Raw genomic sequence first — 17,896 nt, 5'->3', positions numbered from 1 at the left:
GCCGTGTCACGGCCGGCCCGCCCCGGGGTCCGGCAGAGTGGCCCCATGATCGCAACAGACAACGGGCGCAGGGTCGCGCTCGTCACCGGTGGCTCCCGCGGGATCGGCCTCGACATCGCCCGCCGGCTCGCAGGGGAGGGCTTCGCCGTCACCGTCGCCGCCCGCAAGGAGGCCGGCGTCGCCGCGGCCGCCGGGCGGATCGAGGCCGAGGCCGGGGTACCGGTGCTCGGTGTCGCCGCCGACATGGCCGACGAGCAGGCCCTCGGCCGGCTCGCCGCGCAGCACACCGAGCGGTTCGGGCGTCTCGACGTGCTGGTGCTTGCCGCCGGACTCGGCGCCGAGGAGACCGTCGGCGCCATCCGCACGAAGGCCTACGACCTCCAGATGGGCATCAACCTGCGCGCGCCCGTCCTGCTCGTGCGGGAGCTGCTGCCGCTGCTGCGTGAGACCGCGGCCGCGCACCCCGAGCGGGGCAGCCGCGTGGTGGCCCTGTCGTCGATCACCGGGGTCGCGGCCGAGGCGGGGCTGTCGGTCTACGGCGCGACGAAGGCCGCTCTGCTGTCGTTCTGCGAGACGCTGTCGCTCGAGGAATCCGGGAACGGCGTGAACGCGACCGCCGTGGCGCCCGGATACGTCGACACCGACATGACCGCACATCTCGACGGGCGCCTCGAACGGAAGTCGATGCTCGGCGTCTCCGACGTCAGCGAAATGGTGCTCGGACTGACCCGGCTCTCGGCCCGCGCGGTGGTGCCGAGCATCGTGATCAGTAGGGCCGGCTCGCAGCTCTGGCGAGCCTGAGAACCTACCTGCGGCAACTCAGGAGTGATGGGACCGCCGCAGCGGTACCGGCATTGCTCCGTGAATACGAAGACTCACCGGTTCACGCGGAAGGGTGCGGCGAACGCTCAGTGGCTCTTGCGGTAGGCCTCGAGAACATTGGTGGGGATGCGACCCCGCTCGGAGATCTTCATCCCCTGCTCGAGGGCCCATTCCCGAACCGCCTGGTTCTGCTCGCGGTCGGACGACGCCCGGGCGGGGCTCCCGCCGCTCGAGCGACGCGACGGCGCGCGCCGGGCCGCATTAATGAACGGGTCGAGGGCGGCGCGCAAACGCTTCCCATTCGCGGAGGACAGGTCGATCTCGTAGGACTTCCCGTCGAGCGCGAACTCGACCTGCTCGTCGGCCTCCGAGCCGTCGAGGTCGTCCACCAGCGTCACCGTCGTCTGCTTCGCCACTGGTAACCCTTCACCATGAAACCGGGCACGCCGAGAACTCCGAACGGAACGGGGGGTTTCCATCGGAGCGCCGTGCATGCGCATGAATTCTTCCGAGAGCAATCGTAATGGAGCCCGCCGTCGAATGTCGAATGGGGTCGGCCCGGACTCGCCGAGTCACGTGTGCGTGTGTGGCGAGTCATCGGTGCGGAGCGCGACTGTTCTGCGTCGTGTTCCTGCGGAAGTTCACCCGGTTCGCTGCACAGAGCACCCGGCGTCCCGGAGGTGTGCGGCGTCACGCGCACCGAGCGCATCCGGCTAATCCGGATGAATGGCGGAGCGGAACCCGTGGAAAGGGTCAGCCCACCGCCGACCACCAGTCGTCGATCCGGGGTGGGGCCACCAGGTCCACACGTTGCCCGGGACGCGGCACGACCAGCGGGATTCCCGCTGATTCCGCGGCCTCGGACAGTCGCCGCACCGGCTCGGACCACCCGTGAAATGCGAGGTTGAACGTCGCCCAGTGGACGGGGACGAGTAATCCGCCGCGCAGGTCCTGATGCGCGCGGACAGATTCCTCGGGGTTCATGTGGATGTCGGGCCAGGCCGCGTCGTATGCGCCGACGGGCAACAACGTGGCGTCGAACGGTCCGAAGCGGACGCCCGCGTCGGCGAATGCCGTGGTGTATCCGGTGTCGCCACCGAAGTACACCCGCCGGCGCGGCCCCGCCACCGCCCACGACGCCCATTGCGTGGTGTTGCGCGCGAACAGCCGGCCCGAGAAGTGCCGCGCCCGCGCGCACGTGATGGTGAGGCCCGCGACCTCGGTGGCATCGTCCCAGTCGAGCTCGCGGATCCGGTCGCCCGGCACCCCCCAGCGCCGCAGGTGGGCACCGATCCCCAGCGGCACCACGAACACCGCCGCGGACTCCCGGGCCAGCCGCGCCACCGTCGGCATGTCGAGATGGTCGTAGTGGTCGTGCGAGACCAGGACGGCGTCGACCGGCGGCAGCGACTCCAGCGGCGCGGGCACCGGGTGCAGCCGCCGCGGGCCCACCCGGCCCGACGGGGACACCCGCTCGCTCCACACCGGGTCGGTCAGGACACGGCGGCCGTCGATCTCCAGCAGTACCGACGAGTGCCCGAACCAGGTCAGCGCGAGCTCACCCGCCTGCGCCGGAGCACGATCGGCGTGCATCGGCACCGGTCCCGACGGGGTGCCGCGCGAGCCGCGGGTCAGCATCCGCACCAGCAACGGCCCCACGCTGCCCGGCGCGATCTGCACACCCGCCTCGGCGTTGGCGAACCGGCCGTCGCGGGCGTGGGGCGACGTCGCGGCCCGGGCGCGAAGCTCGGCGTCGGGCGCGCCGATCGCCAGTGGGACGCCCCGCGCGGCACGCGCCGTGCGGGCGGCCCCCACCAGCAGGCCACCGAGGAGCAGCGAACGGACTGCGGTCGGCACCAGCCGGCGACGTGCGTGGGTCACGAACCGAGCGTACGGACGGACTGCCGGCGCTCAGCGTCCGCCGACGGTCACCGCGATCTCGCCGCCGAGCCGGAACCCGCCTGTCAGCGGCAGCCGGTCGCCGGACCAGAAGCGGCCCGGGTCGTACCAGTTCGGGCGGCGCTCGGTGTCGAGCAGCCCCATCTCCTCGTAGGTCACCGCGACGACCTCGGCGCAGTAGGCCGTCTCCAGCCCGGGCTCGGCGAGCGTGACCTCCTGGCCGCCGTCCGGTCCGGCGGCGTCAGGGTCCGAGCGGCGCAGCAGGCCCGTCAGCTGTCCGCGCAGGAGGTCGCGTACCGTCGCCACCGCCTCGTCACGGGCTCGGGCCGCGGCTTGGACGGCCCCCGGCACCCGGCCGCGCGCCCACCGCGAGGCGAGCCGCGCCGTCGACGGGAACGGGGTGCCGTCGAGCCGGGCGACCGTCCGCAGGACCGCGTCCTCGTGGTCGCGGCCGACCGGCGGGTCGAGCTGGCGCAGCCACGCCCGCTGGCCGTAGCGCTCGTGCCAGGTGACGACGGCGTCGCGCAGGTCGTGCAGCTGCACCCCGCGCTGGTGACGTCCCGTCCACATGTCGGGCAGCGACCGGCCCAGCTCGGCGTGCCACATCAGCGGCGGCAGGTCCTCGACGACGATCGCCATCCCGACGTGGTTGACCGGCGAGTTCGTGAGGTTCTGGATCGCGCGGTCGGCGCCGCTGCGGCCGCGGAACAGCCAGACGTCGCCCGTGCGGGTCAGCTCGACCGCGCGGTCGAGGGAGATCGTGGTGCCGGTCACGGGCGCCTACCCTAGGGCCCGGAGGTGATGGGCCATGCGCTGGTGGAAGTGGGCAGGACTCGCCGGGCTCGCCGGAGTGGCGGCGACGGGCGTCGTCACGGCACGGGCGGAGCGGCGCCGGCGCGCCTACACGCCCGACGAGATCCGGGAGCGGCTGCACGCCCGCGCGGCGGAGGCCGAACGTGCGTCGTCGGCGGCACCGGAGCGGTGAGGTTCACAGCGGGTACGAGCCCGTGGATCTGGCACTGTCGCGAGCATGCAGCCCGACCTCTCGTTCGAGCCGTTGACGCCGGTGTCCTACCTCGACCGGGCGGCCGCCGCGCACGGTGACCGCGTCGCCGTCGTCGACGGCGACCTGCGGCTGACCTACCGGGAGCTGCACGAGCGCTGCCGGCGCCTCGCGGGCGGGCTCGCCCCGCTGGCCGACGGTGCGCCGGTGGCCTTCCTCGCGCCCAACACCCACGTGCTGCTGGAGTCGAACTTCGGGGTGCCGTGGGCGGGTTCGCCCCTCGTCGCGATCAACACCCGGCTCTCGGCCGGGGAGATCGCCTACATCCTGGAGCACTCCCGCGCCGCGGTGCTGGTGCACGACCCCGTCTTCGACGCGCTCGTCGACGACGCGTTCTCCCGGCTGTCCGCCCCACCGCGGCGCATCCGGGCGGGGGAGGAGTACGAGGCGCTGTTGGCCGGGGCGGAGCCTCTCGCGCGCACCCCCGACGACGAGCGGTCGCTGCTCTCGATCAACTACACCTCCGGCACGACCGGGCGCCCCAAGGGCGTCATGTACCACCACCGCGGCGCCTACCTTCAGGCCTTGGCGATGGTCGGGCACACCGGGCTGTCGCCGTCGACGGTCCATCTGTGGACGTTGCCGATGTTCCACTGCAACGGCTGGTGCTTCCCCTGGGCGGTCACCGCCGCCGCGGGCACCCACGTGTGCCTCGACAGGGTCGACCCCGCGCGGGTGTGGCAGCTGATCCGCGACGAGGGCGTCACCCACCTCAACGGCGCCCCGACCGTCCTGTCGATGCTCGCCTACGCCGACGAGGCGGGCGACGGCGTGTCCGGCGACCGCGTCGTGAGGGTGGCGACCGGCGGCGCGCCGCCCTCGCCCGCGATCCTGCGCCGGATGGCCGAGCTGGGCTTCGACGTCACCCACCTCTACGGGCTCACCGAGACGTTCGGACCCGCGATGATCTGCGACTGGCGGCCGGAGTGGAACGGCCTCGACGGCGGCGAGCAGGCGCGGCTCAAGGCGCGCCAGGGCGTCGGCAACATGATCTCCTGCGCGGTGCGCGTCGTCGACGAGAACGGGGCCGACCTCCCCGCCGATGGCGCGTCGGTGGGGCAGATCGCGTTGCGCGGCAACAACGTCATGCTCGGTTACCTCGACGATCCCGAGGCCACCGCGGCGGCGGCGCCCGACGGCTGGTTCCGCACCGGTGACCTGGGTGTCATGCACCCCGACGGCTACGTGGAGCTGCGGGACCGCTCCAAGGACGTGATCATCTCCGGTGGGGAGAACATCGCGTCGGTCGAGGTCGAGCAGGCCATCGCCGAGCATCCCGCGGTGCTGGAGGTCGCCGTGATCGCGGTGCCCGACGAGCGCTGGGGCGAGGTCCCGGCCGCCTACGTCACCCTGCACGTGGGAGCGTCGGCGACCGAGGAGGAGATCGTCGAGCACGTGAAGGGGCGCCTGGCGCGGTTCAAGGCGCCGAAGTCCGTCGTGTTCGGGGAGCTGCCCAAGACCTCCACCGGCAAGATCCAGAAGTTCGTGCTCCGCGACAAGGCGTGGGCCGGTCAGGACCGCCGCATCCGGTGACGCGACGTTGCGCTGATCGGAACGGTCGTTCCACGGATCCGCGCCCGCGGTGAGAAGGTGGGGTCGCCGTCACGACGACGTGGACGGCGTCGCGACCGGCGAGGTGGACGCATGACCCTGCAGGACAGCGGGCCGCGGGAGGCCGTGGACTTCTCCCTGACCGACCGCTACCGCCCCGGGACCGGCCCGGTGCTGCTCACCGGCGTGCAGGCCATCGCACGCCTGCTCGTCGAGCAGCACGCCGCCGACGCCCGCGCCGGGCTGAACACCGCGTCGTTCGTCTCCGGCTACCAGGGCTCCCCGCTCGGCGGCCTGGACAAGACCCTCGCCGCCGCGCCCGAGCTCGTCGAGACCGCGGGGCTGACGTTCGTCCCCGGCGTCAACGAGGAGCTCGCCGCCACCGCGATCTGGGGCAGCCAGGTCGAGGTCCCCGGTCACGGCCGGACCGTCGACGGAGCCGTCGGCGTCTGGTACGGCAAGGCCCCCGGCGTCGACCGTGCGGGCGACCCCATGCGCCACGGCAACATGTGCGGCGCCCACCCGGCCGGTGGTGTGCTCGTGCTGGCGGGCGACGACCCGAGCTGCAAGTCGTCGACGATCCCCTGCATCTCCGAGCGGACCCTCTACGGCTACGGCCTGCCCGTCCTCTACCCCGAGAGCGCCGCCGACATCGTCCGGCTCGGCCGCTACGGGGTCGCGCTGTCGCGGGCGTCGGGCATGTGGGTCGGCATGAAGATCACCGCCGACGTCGCCGACGGCGTCTGGACCCTCGACGCCGACTGCGGCGACGTCGACATCACCGTGCCCGACCTGGAATGGGAGGGCCGGGCATGGGAGTACCGCCAGATCCCGATGCTCGCCCCGCCGGCGTCGCTGGAGGCCGAGGCCCAGATGTACGGGCCGCGCCGGGCGATGGTCGAGGCGTTCCTGGAGGCCAACCCGATCAACACCGTCGAGCTCGACACCCCCGGCGCATGGCTGGGGATCGTCGCCGCCGGGAAGGCGTTCACCGACGCCCGCCAGGCCCTGCGCGACCTCGGTCTCGACGACGACGGCTGCCGCCGCGCCGGGATCCGGGTGCTGCGCATGGGGATGGTCTCGCCGGTGCAGCGCAGCGTCCTGCGCGAGTTCGCCGACGGCCTCGACACGGTGCTCGTCGTCGAGGAGAAGTCGCCGTTCCTCGAGACCGGGGTACGCGACGCGCTCTACGGCCTGGCGTCCGCGCCCGTCGTCGTGGGTTCCGCCGACGCGTCCGGCCGCCCGCTCGTGCCCGTCGCGGGGGAGCTGACCGCGGGTGCGCTGGCGGGGCCGCTGCGCCGGGTGCTGTCCCCACGCGTCCCGCTGCCGTCCGAGGCGCGGCCGCTGCCGGTCCTGGAGCTGCTGCCCGTCGCCCGGACGCCCTACTTCTGCTCGGGCTGCCCGCACAACCGCTCGACCGTCGTCCCCGAGGGTGCGGTCGCCGGTGGCGGCATCGGCTGCCACGCCATGGTCGCGCTGACACACCGGCCGGTCAGCGAGGTCTCGTCGATCACGCAGATGGGCGGCGAGGGCGCCCAGTGGATCGGGCAGTCGCCGTTCACCGAGGCCGGGCACATGTACCAGAACATGGGCGACGGCACCTTCGCCCACTCCGGCCAGCTCGCCGTGCAGGCCTGCGTCGCCGCCGGGGTGTCGATCACCTACAAGCTCCTCTACAACCGGGCCGTCGCCATGACGGGCGGGCAGGACGCCGAAGGCGGGCTGGAGGTCCCGTCGCTCGCCGCGAAGCTGCTGGCCGAAGGGGTGTCCCGCGTCCTCGTGTGCGCCGACGAGCCCTCCCGCTACAAGGCCCTGCCGCCGCTGCCGCGCGGGGTCGACCTCTGGCACCGCGACCGGTTCGACGAGGCCCAGCGCGTGCTGGGCGAGACCACCGGCGTCACCGTCCTCATCTACGACCAGCGCTGCGCCGCCGAGTCCCGGCGACTGCGCAAGCGCGGGACGCTCGCCGTGCGGCCCACCCGCGTCGTCATCAACGAAGAGGTGTGCGAGGGCTGCGGCGACTGCGGGGTCAAGAGCAACTGCCTGTCCGTGCAGCCCGTCGACACCTCGCTCGGTCGCAAGACCCGGATCGACCAGTCCTCCTGCAACACCGACTACTCGTGTCTCGACGGGGACTGCCCGTCGTTCGTGACGGTCGTCGCTCCTCCCGGGCGGCCCTCGTCCTCCGCACGACCTGAACCCCCGTCGGTGCCCGAGGCCGTTGTCGCCCCCGCGGGAGACGTCTTCCTCGCCGGGATCGGCGGGACGGGGATCGTGACCGTCAACCAGGTCCTCGCCTCCGCCGCGGTCCGCCAGGGTCTCGCGGTGCACGGCGTCGACCAGACCGGGCTCTCGCAGAAGGCCGGACCGGTCGTGTCGCACCTGCGCGTCGCCGCGTCGGAGGCCGACCTCGGCCCGGCCAACCGCGTCGGACCGGCGCAGGCCCGCTGCTACCTCGCGTGCGACGCCCTCGTCGGCGCCGACGCCCGCAACCTCGGCTACGCCTCCGCCTCGGAGACCACCGCAGTCGTCTCGGTGTCACCCGTGCCGACGGGCGCCATGGTCCGCGACGTCGGCGTCGCCGCCCCCGACGTGAAGGCGCTCGTCGACCGGATCGCCGGGCGCTGCCGCGAGGTCGTGCGCGTCGACGCCGCCGGCGCCGCCGTGGCCCTGTTCGGCGACGCCATGCCCGCCAACCTGCTGCTGCTCGGCGCGGCCTGTCAGGCCGGGGCGCTGCCCGTGTCCGCCGAGGCCGTCGAATGGGCCATCGCGCTCAACGGCGTCGCCGTCTCCGCGAACACCGACGCGTTCCGGTGGGGGCGGGTGGCGGTCGCCGATCCCGCCGCGTTCGCGGCCGCGGTCGGCGGCCCCGCGCCCGTGTCGGTGCGCACGCCTCCTCCCGGGCTCGGGCTCGACCGGCTCCCGACGTCCGTCCGCGAGGTCGCCGAGGACCGGGCCGCACGGCTCGTCGGGTTCCAGTCCCCGCGGACCGCCCACGGCTACGCCGACATCGTGCGCGAGGCCTGGGAGGCCGAACGCGGTGCCGGGGGAGCAGGGGAGTTCACCGAGGCCGTCGCCCGCGGCCTCTACAAGCTCACCGCCTACAAGGACGAGTACGAGGTCGCCCGGCTGCTCACCGACCCGGCCTTCGAGGCCAGGCTCGCGGAGGAGGTCCCCGGCGGCACGCGGATGCGCTACCGGCTGCACCCACCCGTCCTGCGGGCCGCCGGGCGCGCGACGAAGATCGCGTTCGGCCCGTGGATGCGGCCCGTGCTGCGGACGCTCGCCGCCGGCAAGGTCCTGCGGGCCACCCCGCTCGACCCGTTCGGCCGGACCGCCGTCCGGCGGCTCGAACGGGCACTGCGCGACGAGTACCGCGGGACCGTCCGCGGCCTCGCCCGGTCACTCACCGCGACCTCGCTGCCCGTCGCCGTCGAGGTGGCACGCGCCGCCGATCTCGTACGTGGGTACGAGGACGTCAAGGTCGCCTCCGTCGAGCGCTACCGGGCGCGACGGGCCGAGCTCGGTCACCCCGTCTCCGGACTTGACGGGGACGCCCCGGCCAGTTCCTGATCATCCCCAGGTCAGGCGCACGACCGGTCCCCGGACGACGACCGGTCGGACGGTGTGGCGGGCGTCCCGTCCGTGCTGCGGAGGGCAACAAGTCGTCACTTTCCGTATCTGTGAATCGGCGTCGGGGCCACCTCGAAACGGTGAACGGCTGGTTAATCCGACGGCGTGTCGGCTCGGCGCGCCGAGGCGGCCGCTCACCGCGTCACCCGTTCCGGTTGCCTCAGCAGCGTCCCGGATGGCCAACCTGTCCGGTCCGGCCGGGCTAGCGTCCATCTCGGATCGCATCACGGCGCGGTCACGGAACGGACACGGATCGAACCCCCGATCGATCCACCCGCCCCCACGGGACGTCCGGCCGCGGCGCAGGATCCGGAAGGAAAGTCGTGTCACGGCATCGCTCCCCCAGTGGCCGTAGCGCGCACCAAAGGTCCACGTGGCCCGTCCTCGCGACGGGCCCGGGGGCCGGCGGTGCGCACCGAGCCACCCCCCTGTCCGGCGCGCTCACCGCGCGCATCATCGCGACCGTCGTCGCAGGCGGCGCCGTCGCCGTCACGGCCCAGGCCGTGCACAGCGGTGCCCTGTCGTCGCCCGACGTCACCGCCCTGCTCAGCTCCGGCACGGCCGACACGGCTGTCGACGACGACACCGGCACCGCGTCCGGTTCGCAGCCCACCGACGCCCCCGAGGCCGTCACCGGCGCCGACGTCGCGGCCCTCGCCTCGGGTGAGGTGGCCCCCGCCATCTCGCCCGACGTCCTGCGCGTCGTCTCCGAGCGTGGTGCCGACCTCGTCGCCTCCGCACACCAGCAGGTCGACGCCGCCGTCGCCCGGCAGGCCGCGACGCAGCAGGCCGCCGCACAGCAGGCCGCCGCGAAGGCCGCCGAGGAGGCGAAGGCGAAGGCGGACGAGGCCAAGCGCGCGGTGCAGATCGTCACCGGCCGGGTCAGCTCCGGGTTCGGCATGCGTGGCGGTGCCATGCACGCGGGCCTCGACATCGCCGCCCCCATCGGCACCCCGATCCGGGTCCCGCTCGACGGCGTCGTCATCAGCTCCGGGCCGGCCAGCGGCTTCGGGATGTGGGTCCGCGTCCAGCACGCCGACGGCACGATCACCGTCTACGGCCACATCAACCGGTCGCTGGTGAAGGTCGGGCAGCAGGTGAGTGCCGGGCAGCAGATCGCCGAGGTCGGCAACCGCGGGCAGTCCACCGGACCGCACCTGCACATCGAGGTCCAGACCGCGGGCGGGAAGAAGATCGACCCCCGCCCCTGGCTGAACGCGCACGGCTTCCGCTACCAGTGACGTCCACGTCCTGAAGCGCGGCGGCCTCGCCCGCTGACGTGCGCCCACCGAAGCGCGGCGGCCCCGCGGACCGGAGTGCGGCGGCGCCCGCTCGGTGGAGCGCGGCGGCCCTCGCCCACCTGGAGCGCGGCGCCCCCGCCCTGGGGCGCCGCGGCCCCCGCCCAGTGAAGCACCGTGCACCGACACATCTCGTGGTGCCGTCGTGCGACGCGGCGGATGATCCACAATCAGGTGTCCGCGGCGGTCGGTGACGGGGGTGTCCACAGGGAGTCGTCCGGTCGGGCCCGGGTGTCGGCGCGGGTCGCCACGATGGCGCCATGACCTCCGCAGGACCCTCCCGCCCGTCCCGCCGCTCGTCCCACCCGTCTGGCCGCCGTCGGGAGCCGACCTCGGTGCGCGGGCCCGGTGAGCTCGTCGCCGCCCTCCCCGTGCTGCTCGGGTTCCATCCCGAACGCTCGCTGATCGTGGTGTCCACGCACGGACCGGGTCTGCGCACGGTCGGGGTGACGCTGCGCGCCGACCTGCCGGACCCTGCGGGCCCGGACTTCCCGGGCGGCATCGCGGAGCTGTGCGGCACCGTGGCGTCGAGCCTCGTCGGCGCCGCGGGACCCGGCCCGCTCGGCGCGGCGGTCGTCGTTTTGGGCGGCGCGGTCTCGTCGCCGGTCACCGGCGTGTCCGGTAGCGGCCTGGCCAACGCTGATCCGTCCGGTGCCGCTCTGTCCGGTGCTGATCCGTCCAGAGCCGATCGGTCGTGTGCCGGTCCGACCTGTGCCGACCCGTACGGGCCCGGCCCGGACGCCGACGCACCGGGGCCCGCGGTGACGGTGCTCGCCGACGCGGCGGCGGGCGCACTGCTCGCCGCCGGGGTGGGCGTCGTCGGGACGCAGGTCTGGGCAGCGTCGACAACGGCCGGATCGCGGTGGAGGTGCACAGCACCGTGTGGCTGCGACGGTGTGGTCGCCGACGCCGACGAGCTGCCCCTCACCGCGGCGGCCGTCGTCGCGGGAGCGGTCGTGCGATCGTCACGAGCGGAGATCGTGGCCTCCCTGCGGACCCCCGACGCCGGGCGCCTGCGCCGGCGCCACGCGCTGTTCGACCGCGAGCTCGAGGCCCGCGCGGCAGGCCTCGACGCGACGGCGTCGGCGGCCGCGCTGGAGGCCGCCCTCGGGGCCACCGCCGCCGGCACCCTGGTCCTCGACGACGCCACCGTCCTCGACCTGGGCATCGCGCTGCAGACGCCGGGGGTGCGCGACGTGGCGCTCCGCGAGTGCGTCGGGCCCCGCGCCGCGGCGGCCGAGCAGCTGTGGGCCGCGCTCGTCCGCGAGACGCCGGAACCGGAGGCCGCCGAGGCGGCCGCGCTCCTCGCGGTCGCCGCACTGGCCCGCGGCGACGGCGCCCTGGCCAACATCGCGGTGGACCGCGCCCGCCAGGCCTGGCCGGGCCACCGGCTCGGAGAGGCGCTGGCCGACGCCCTCGGACGCGGGTTCGGGCCCGCTCAGGTCCGCGCCTGGCTCGCCGACGGCCTGTCGTGACCGGCGTCCGTACCTGCGACGGGTGGACGCGGACCGCGCAGCGGCCTCGGCGCCGTCAGGCCCGCTGCTGGGCGAACCGCCACGCGTCGCCGACCATGTCGGCCAGGGTGGTCCGGGTGGGCGACCAGCCGAGTTCGGTCCGGGCCCGCTCACTCGACGCGACCAGCACGGCGGGGTCCCCGGCCCGGCGCGGTGCGACCACGGCCGGGATCGGGTGGCCCGTGACCTCGCGGCAGGCCTCGACGACCTCGCGCACGGAGAAACCGTGACCGTTGCCGAGGTTGTAGATCGCGTGGACGCCCGGCGTCGCGTGGTCGAGGGCGCGCAGGTGCGCGTCGGCCAGGTCGTCGACATGGATGTAGTCACGCACGCAGGTGCCGTCCGGGGTGTCCCAGTCGTCGCCGAACATCTGCACGGACTCGCGGGACCCGGCGGCGACCTGCAGCACGATCGGGATCAGGTGGGTCTCGACGGTGTGCCGCTCGCCGAACCGGTCGTGGGCGCCGGCGACGTTGAAGTACCGCAGGCTCGTCGCGGCGAGGCCGTGGGCAGCGGCGTAGGAGCTGATCATGTGGTCGATCGCGAGCTTGCTCGCGCCGTACGGGTTGGTCGGCCGGGTGGGGGAGTCCTCCCGGATCGGTACGGAATCGGGCTCGCCGTAGGTCGCGGCGGTGGAGGAGAACACCAGGCGTGGCGTCGCGTGCGTGCGGATAGCCTCCAGCAGCCGCAGCGTGGTCACGACGTTGCCCTGCCAGTAGATCTCCGGCTTCTGCACCGACTCGCCGACCAGCGACCGCGCCGCGAAATGGAGGACCCCGTCGAAACCCTCGCCGAGCACCTCGCCCGCGGCGTCGGCCAGGTCGGCCTCGACGAACCGGGCCCCGTCGGGAACGGCGTCGCGATGGCCGGTCGACAGGTCGTCGAGGACGACGACGTCGTGGCCGGCCTCCAGCAGATGGGCGGCGCACACGCTGCCCACATAGCCCGCCCCACCCGTGACCAGCAGCTTCACTCGATCCTCCTCGCACGGCGACACCCGGACGCCGTCACCCGTTCACACAGGACCCCGACGGCGCACGCAGACGCTCTCACGACGGCAGGACGGGGCGCGCTCGGGGGACCACCGGCCGGGGGACCGCCGGACTGTGGGATCGCACGTGGTGCGGACGGAGCGTCACGGCTCAGCGGCGGACCACGGCGGGCTGTGGGTGGAGAGCGGTGGGAGCGGTCGTGCCTGTCAGCGTGCGCGGACGAGAACTGCGTGTGCGATGAGCGGTGCGACCGTCGACTCCTCGTCGTCGGCGACCACCGGGACGGAGTCGCCGAAACGCGAGATCGCGCGGACCTCGACCTCGCGGCCGGGCACGATCCCGGCCAGCTTCAGCTCGCCCATCAGGTCGGCGTCGACCTGGACGTGCTCGGCGATCCGGCGCACCTCGACCTTGCCGCCCCCACGCCGGGCGAACTCGTCGAGCCGCTGCAGCCCCACCTCCAGGGGAGGCGGTGCCGCCGCATTGGACGGACCGGTGAGGTCCGGCGGCTCCGACAGCTCGCCCAGCCCCGGGATGGGGTTGCCGTACGGCGAGATGGTCGGGTTGTCGAGCAGCGCCACGAGCTTGCGCTCCACGGCGTCGCTCATGACGTGTTCCCAGCGGCACGCCTCGGCGTGGACGAGCTCCCACTCCAGGCCGATGACGTCGGTGAGCAGACGCTCCGCGAGGCGGTGCTTGCGCATCACGGAGATCGCCCGAGAGCGCCCGGACTCGGTCAGCTCGAGATGGCGGTCGCCCGCGACGACGACGAGACCGTCGCGTTCCATCCGCGCCACGGTCTGGCTGACGGTGGGACCGCTCTGCCCGAGGCGTTCGGCGATCCGCGCGCGCAGCGGGACGACCCCCTCCTCCTCGAGCTCGTAGATCGTCCGCAGGTACATCTCGGTGGTATCGATCAGATCGTTCACGGGCCGGCCCCTTCGTGTCCGATGGCCATACTATCGGTGCAGCGTCATCCGCAGCGTCGGCGCATCCCGGCCGGTCAGCCGCGACTTCCGGCGCACGGGCCGAGCCGGTCGCGCCGCGCTGCCCTACGGTCGGGACCCATGAGCGCCAGCAGCGCGGCCGTCGTGTGGACCCCGGGGTTCCTCGACTACCAACTCTCCGAGGACCATCCGCTCAATCCCGTCCGCCTCGACCTCACGATGCGCCTGGCCCAGGGCCTCGGTGTGCTCGACGGCGTCGAGCTCCTCGAACCCGGACCGGCCACCGACGACGAGCTGGAACGGGTGCACTCGTCGTCCTACCTGACCGCTGTGCGGTCGGCGCCCGAAGCACCGTTCGGGGTCGGCCACGGCCTCGGTACCAGCGACAACCCGGTGTTCTTCGGCATGCACGAGTCGAGCGCGCTGATCGCGGGCGGCTCGCTGCTCGCGGCGCGCCGCATCGCCGAGGGCGCCGACCGGGCCGTCAACATCGCGGGCGGGCTGCACCACGCCATGCGCGACCGGGCGGCCGGGTTCTGCGTGTACAACGACTGCGCCGTCGCGATCCAGTGGCTGCTCGACCAGGGCTACGAGCGCATCGCCTACGTCGACGTCGACGTCCACCACGGCGACGGCGTGCAGGCGGCCTTCTACGACGATCCGCGCGTGCTCACCGTCTCCATGCACCAGCACCCGCTCACGTTGTGGCCGGGCACGGGCTGGGCGAGCGAGTACGGCACCGGCGACGGGGTGGGGTACGCGGTCAACGTGCCGCTCGCCCCCGGCACGGGCGACGCGGGCTGGCTGCGGGCGTTCGAGGCGATCGTGCCGTCGCTGCTGGGGTCGTTCCGGCCGCAGGTGCTCGTGAGCGAGTGCGGCGCCGACACCCACGCCGACGACCCGCTGGCCAACCTCGAGCTCTCCGTCGACGGTCAGCGGGCGATCTACCGCCGGATGCGCGAGCTGGCCGACACCACAGCGGGCGGCAAGTGGCTGGTCCTCGGCGGTGGCGGGTACTCCCTGTTCCGGGTCGTCCCGCGGTCCTGGACGCACCTGCTGGGGGTCGTCCTCGACCGTGACGTCGACCCGCACCGGCCACTGCCCGCCGACTGGGTCGCCCACGCCACGACCCTCACCGGCAGGCCGTTGCCCAGTGAGATGACCGACGGGGCCGATCCGTCGTTCGAGCCGTGGGGTGGCGACTTCGCCGCGGTCGACCCGACGATCGTCGAGGTCCGCCGCGCGCTGTTCCCCCTGCACGGCCTCGACCCGGACGACCCCCGTGACTGAGCGGACGACGGACGGTGCAGCTGAGCCGGTCGAGACGCCGCCGTTCGGAACACCCGTGACCGACCCCGGCTACCCGCGGTACTGGGAGGCCGACGTCGTCGCCTCCGACGGCGGCATCCTGCACCTGCGCCCGATCGTGCCCGCCGACGCCGAGGCGCTGCTCGACTTCCACTCCCGGCTGTCCGAGCGCACCCGCTACCTGCGCTACTTCGGCCCCTACCCGCGCATCCCGGCGCGCGATCTCGAACGCTTCACCACGGTCGACCACCACCGCCGCGTCGCGTTCGTGTGCCTGCTCGGCGACGAGATCGTCGCGGTGGGGCGCTACGAGGGGCTGGGCGACGCGCCGGTCGCGTCGGCGGAGGTGGCGTTCGTCGTCCGCGACGACCACCAGGGCCGCGGGCTGGGCTCGATCCTGCTGGAGCATCTGGCCGCGGCGGCCCGGGAGAACGGGCTGACCCGGTTCGAGGCGGAGGTCCTCGTCGAGAACCACACGATGGTCCGGGTGTTCCGCGACGCCGGTTACCAGGTCAGCCGCGCCTACGACGGCGGTGTGCTGCACCTGGAGTTCGACATCGACCTCACCGAGCGCTCCCTCGCCGTCCGCGACGCGCGGGAGCAGGCCGCCGAGGCGCGCAGCGTGCACAACCTGCTGCACCCCCGCTCGGTCGCGGTCATCGGGGCGTCCACCGACCCGTCCAAGATCGGCCACGCCGTCTTCCTGAACCTGTTGCGCGGCAACTTCGGCGGCGCCGTCTACCCGGTGAACCCCGACGCCCGGTCGGTGCGGGGGGTGCGCGCGTACCCGTCGGTCACCGACATCCCCGACGACGTCGACCTCGCGGTCGTCGCCGTCCCGGCGGCCGGCATCGACGAGGTCATGGACTCCTGTCTGGCCAAGGGCGTCAAGGCACTGATCGTCGTCAGCTCCGGGTTCGCCGACGCCGGCACCGACGGCCTCGTCGCCGAGCGGCGGATGGTGCAGGCGGCACGGGCGCACGGGATGCGGGTCGTGGGGCCCAACGCGCTGGGCGTCGCGAACACGGCGGCAGCGGTGCGGCTCAACGCCACCCTCGCCCCGGCGCTGCCCGGCGCGGGCCGGGTCGGGTTCTTCTCCCAGTCCGGTGCGCTGGGCATCGCGCTGCTGCAGGCGGCCACCCGTCGTGGCCTCGGGTTCTCGACGTTCGTCTCGGCCGGGAACCGCGCCGACGTCTCGGGCAACGACCTGCTGCAGTACTGGCAGAGCGACCCGGACACCGACGTCGTCCTGCTCTACCTGGAGACGTTCGGCAATCCGCGCAAGTTCGGCCGGCTGGCCCGCCGGCTGGCCCGCACGACGCCGGTCGTGGCGGTCAAGAGCGGGCGGCGGGTGCCGCTGCCGTTGCGGTCCTCGCGTGCGGTCCCGATCGACGACTCCAGTGTCCAGGCGTTGTTCGAGCAGTCCGGCGTCATCCGCGTCGAGACCGTCGCCGAGCTGTTCGACACCGGGCTGCTGCTCGCGCACCAGCCGCTGCCTGTGGGACCGCGGGTCGCGGTCGTCGGGAACTCGACGGCACTGGGCGTGCTGGTCGCCGACGGGATCGCCGACGAAGGCCTGGAGCTCGCGGGCGATCCCGTGGACGTCGGCGCCGCGGCCGGCCCGGACGTGTTCGCGGCGGCGGTGTCGTCGGCGGTCGGGGACGACGACGTCGACGCGTTGGTCGCGGTGTTCGTCCCGCCGGTCGCGACCGACGGTGCCCCGTACGCGCGGGCGTTGCGGGAGGCGGTCGCGGGCTCGGGCAAGCCGGTGGTGACGACGTTCCTCGCAGGCGACGAGATTCCCGACGAGCTCGCCGAGCGGGGCATCGACGGCGCCCCCGGCCCGGGATCGGTGCCCAGCTATGCGAGCCCGGAACGGGCGGTCGCGGCGCTGAGCAGGGTGGTGCGCTACGCCCGCTGGCGGGCCACGCCGCTGGGGGAGTTCGTGACCCCCGAGGGCACCCGGACCGAGGAGGCGCGACAGCTCGTGGCCCGCCTGTGCGCCGCGACCGGCTCGGACCCGGCCGGCCCGCGCAGCGGCCCGAGCAGCCCGAGCGGCCCGAAGGGCGCGGCAACCGGTATCGAGCTCGACGACCATGACGTCATCGCCGTCCTCGACTGCTACGGGATCGGCGTCGCGCCCTTCCGTCTGGTGTCGTCGACGCAGGAGGCGGTGGCCGCGGCGGCGGAGCTGGGGCACCCGGTGGCGCTCAAGGTCGCGGCGCCACGCTGGCGGCACCGGTCCGACATGGGTGGGGTGCGGCTCGACCTCGCCGGGGCGGACGCCGTCGCCGCAGCGTATGCGGCGCTGGTCGCGGAGACGGGGGAGAGCCGGATCTATGTCCAGGTGATGGCCCCCCGGGGGATGTCGTGCGTGCTGGAGGTCGTCGACGACCCGTCGTTCGGGTCGCTGCTCTCGTTCGGGCTGTCCGGGCTCGCGACGGAGCTGCTCGGCGACCGCGCGTTCCGGGTGCTGCCGGTCTCGACGGCCGACGCCGCCGCGCTCGTGCGCGCCCCGCGGGCGGCACCGTTGCTGGCGGGGTACCGCGGCGATCCGGCGGTCCGCCTCGACGCCCTGGAGGACCTGGTGCTGCGGCTGGGCACGCTCGCCGAGCAGCTGCCCGAGGTCCGGTCGGTGGTGCTCGACCCGACGATCGCGAGCCAGGACGGGGTGGTGGTGACCGGGGCACGGATGGTCGTCGGCCCGCCCCCGACGCGTGACGACGGAGGGGGACCCCGCCGCCTGGGGTGAGCCGACGGACGCACCCCGCGTGACCGCGTGGGGACGCTTCGCGCTCGTGATGCCGGATTGCCTCGTCCGTTCCCGCCGAACCTGTCCGTGTTCTCCGAATCGTTCGCACAGGGCAAT

Annotated in this window: 13 protein-coding genes; 8 read left to right on the top strand and 5 right to left on the bottom strand. The window is 73.8% G+C overall.

The genetic code is table 11. From position 1 onward, the window contains the following. The first annotated feature begins 45 nt into the window (after positions 1–45). Positions 46–801 carry an SDR family NAD(P)-dependent oxidoreductase gene (locus TOK_RS03440; protein WP_098956311.1) on the top strand — a complete coding sequence of 252 codons (756 nt, stop codon included), beginning with the start codon at positions 46–48 and terminating at the stop codon, positions 799–801. 107 nt (positions 802–908) lie between these two features. Here the strand turns inward: TOK_RS03440 and TOK_RS03435 are convergent, their stop codons facing one another. From TOK_RS03435 to TOK_RS03425, 3 genes are all read right to left on the bottom strand, one after another. Continuing rightward, positions 909–1,238, bottom strand: a complete 330-nt coding sequence (locus TOK_RS03435; RefSeq protein ID WP_098956310.1) for an Lsr2 family protein — start codon at positions 1,236–1,238, stop codon at positions 909–911. A 337-nt stretch (positions 1,239–1,575) separates the two neighbouring features. Continuing rightward, positions 1,576–2,703: an MBL fold metallo-hydrolase gene (locus tag TOK_RS03430; protein ID WP_253258154.1), complete on the bottom strand. Its 1,128-nt coding sequence runs from the start codon at positions 2,701–2,703 to the stop codon at positions 1,576–1,578. 30 nt (positions 2,704–2,733) lie between these two features. After that, positions 2,734–3,495: a hypothetical protein gene (locus TOK_RS03425; RefSeq protein ID WP_098956309.1), complete on the bottom strand. Its 762-nt coding sequence runs from the start codon at positions 3,493–3,495 to the stop codon at positions 2,734–2,736. 34 nt (positions 3,496–3,529) lie between these two features. Here TOK_RS03425 and TOK_RS32315 point away from each other — a divergent pair, with 34 nt between their 5' ends. From TOK_RS32315 to TOK_RS03405, 5 genes are all read left to right on the top strand, one after another. Further along, positions 3,530–3,706, top strand: coding sequence for a hypothetical protein (locus TOK_RS32315; protein ID WP_172457385.1), 177 nt, complete (start codon positions 3,530–3,532; stop codon positions 3,704–3,706). A 45-nt stretch (positions 3,707–3,751) separates the two neighbouring features. Beyond that, complete coding sequence (locus tag TOK_RS03420) at positions 3,752–5,317, top strand: acyl--CoA ligase family protein (protein ID WP_098956308.1); 1,566 nt, start codon at positions 3,752–3,754, stop codon at positions 5,315–5,317. Positions 5,318–5,428: 111 nt separating this feature from the next. Then, positions 5,429–8,908 carry an indolepyruvate ferredoxin oxidoreductase family protein gene (locus TOK_RS03415; protein ID WP_098956307.1) on the top strand — a complete coding sequence of 1,160 codons (3,480 nt, stop codon included), beginning with the start codon at positions 5,429–5,431 and terminating at the stop codon, positions 8,906–8,908. 383 nt (positions 8,909–9,291) lie between these two features. Next, a complete protein-coding gene (locus tag TOK_RS33185; RefSeq protein WP_253258153.1) occupies positions 9,292–10,209 on the top strand; it encodes a M23 family metallopeptidase in 918 nt (305 codons plus the stop codon). Positions 10,210–10,601: 392 nt separating this feature from the next. Next, the gene (locus TOK_RS03405) at positions 10,602–11,741 is read left to right on the top strand and encodes a DUF4192 domain-containing protein (RefSeq protein WP_172457384.1); all 1,140 of its coding nucleotides are present in this window, start codon (positions 10,602–10,604) and stop codon (positions 11,739–11,741) included. A gap of 55 nt (positions 11,742–11,796) precedes the next feature. Here TOK_RS03405 and galE read toward each other — a convergent pair whose 3' ends face one another. Together galE and TOK_RS03395 are read right to left on the bottom strand one after the other, a co-directional pair. Then, positions 11,797–12,753 carry a UDP-glucose 4-epimerase GalE gene (gene galE / locus TOK_RS03400; RefSeq protein WP_098956305.1) on the bottom strand — a complete coding sequence of 319 codons (957 nt, stop codon included), beginning with the start codon at positions 12,751–12,753 and terminating at the stop codon, positions 11,797–11,799. Positions 12,754–12,978: 225 nt separating this feature from the next. Beyond that, a complete protein-coding gene (locus TOK_RS03395) occupies positions 12,979–13,701 on the bottom strand; it encodes a metal-dependent transcriptional regulator (RefSeq protein WP_098956304.1) in 723 nt (240 codons plus the stop codon). 138 nt (positions 13,702–13,839) lie between these two features. On the opposite strand from TOK_RS03395, the gene TOK_RS03390 reads away from it, so the two are divergent. Beyond that, positions 13,840–15,009: an acetoin utilization protein AcuC gene (locus tag TOK_RS03390; protein WP_098956303.1), complete on the top strand. Its 1,170-nt coding sequence runs from the start codon at positions 13,840–13,842 to the stop codon at positions 15,007–15,009. 55 nt (positions 15,010–15,064) lie between these two features. Next, positions 15,065–17,779, top strand: a complete 2,715-nt coding sequence (locus tag TOK_RS03385) for a bifunctional GNAT family N-acetyltransferase/acetate--CoA ligase family protein (RefSeq protein WP_098956343.1) — start codon at positions 15,065–15,067, stop codon at positions 17,777–17,779. The last annotated feature ends 117 nt before the right edge of the window (positions 17,780–17,896 follow it).

The sequence above is a fragment of the Pseudonocardia sp. N23 genome, from assembly GCF_002583555.1.
Taxonomy (GTDB): Bacteria; Actinomycetota; Actinomycetes; order Mycobacteriales; family Pseudonocardiaceae; genus Pseudonocardia.
Note: the sequence above shows the minus strand (reverse complement) of the source record. Positions and strands in the feature narration are given on the sequence as shown.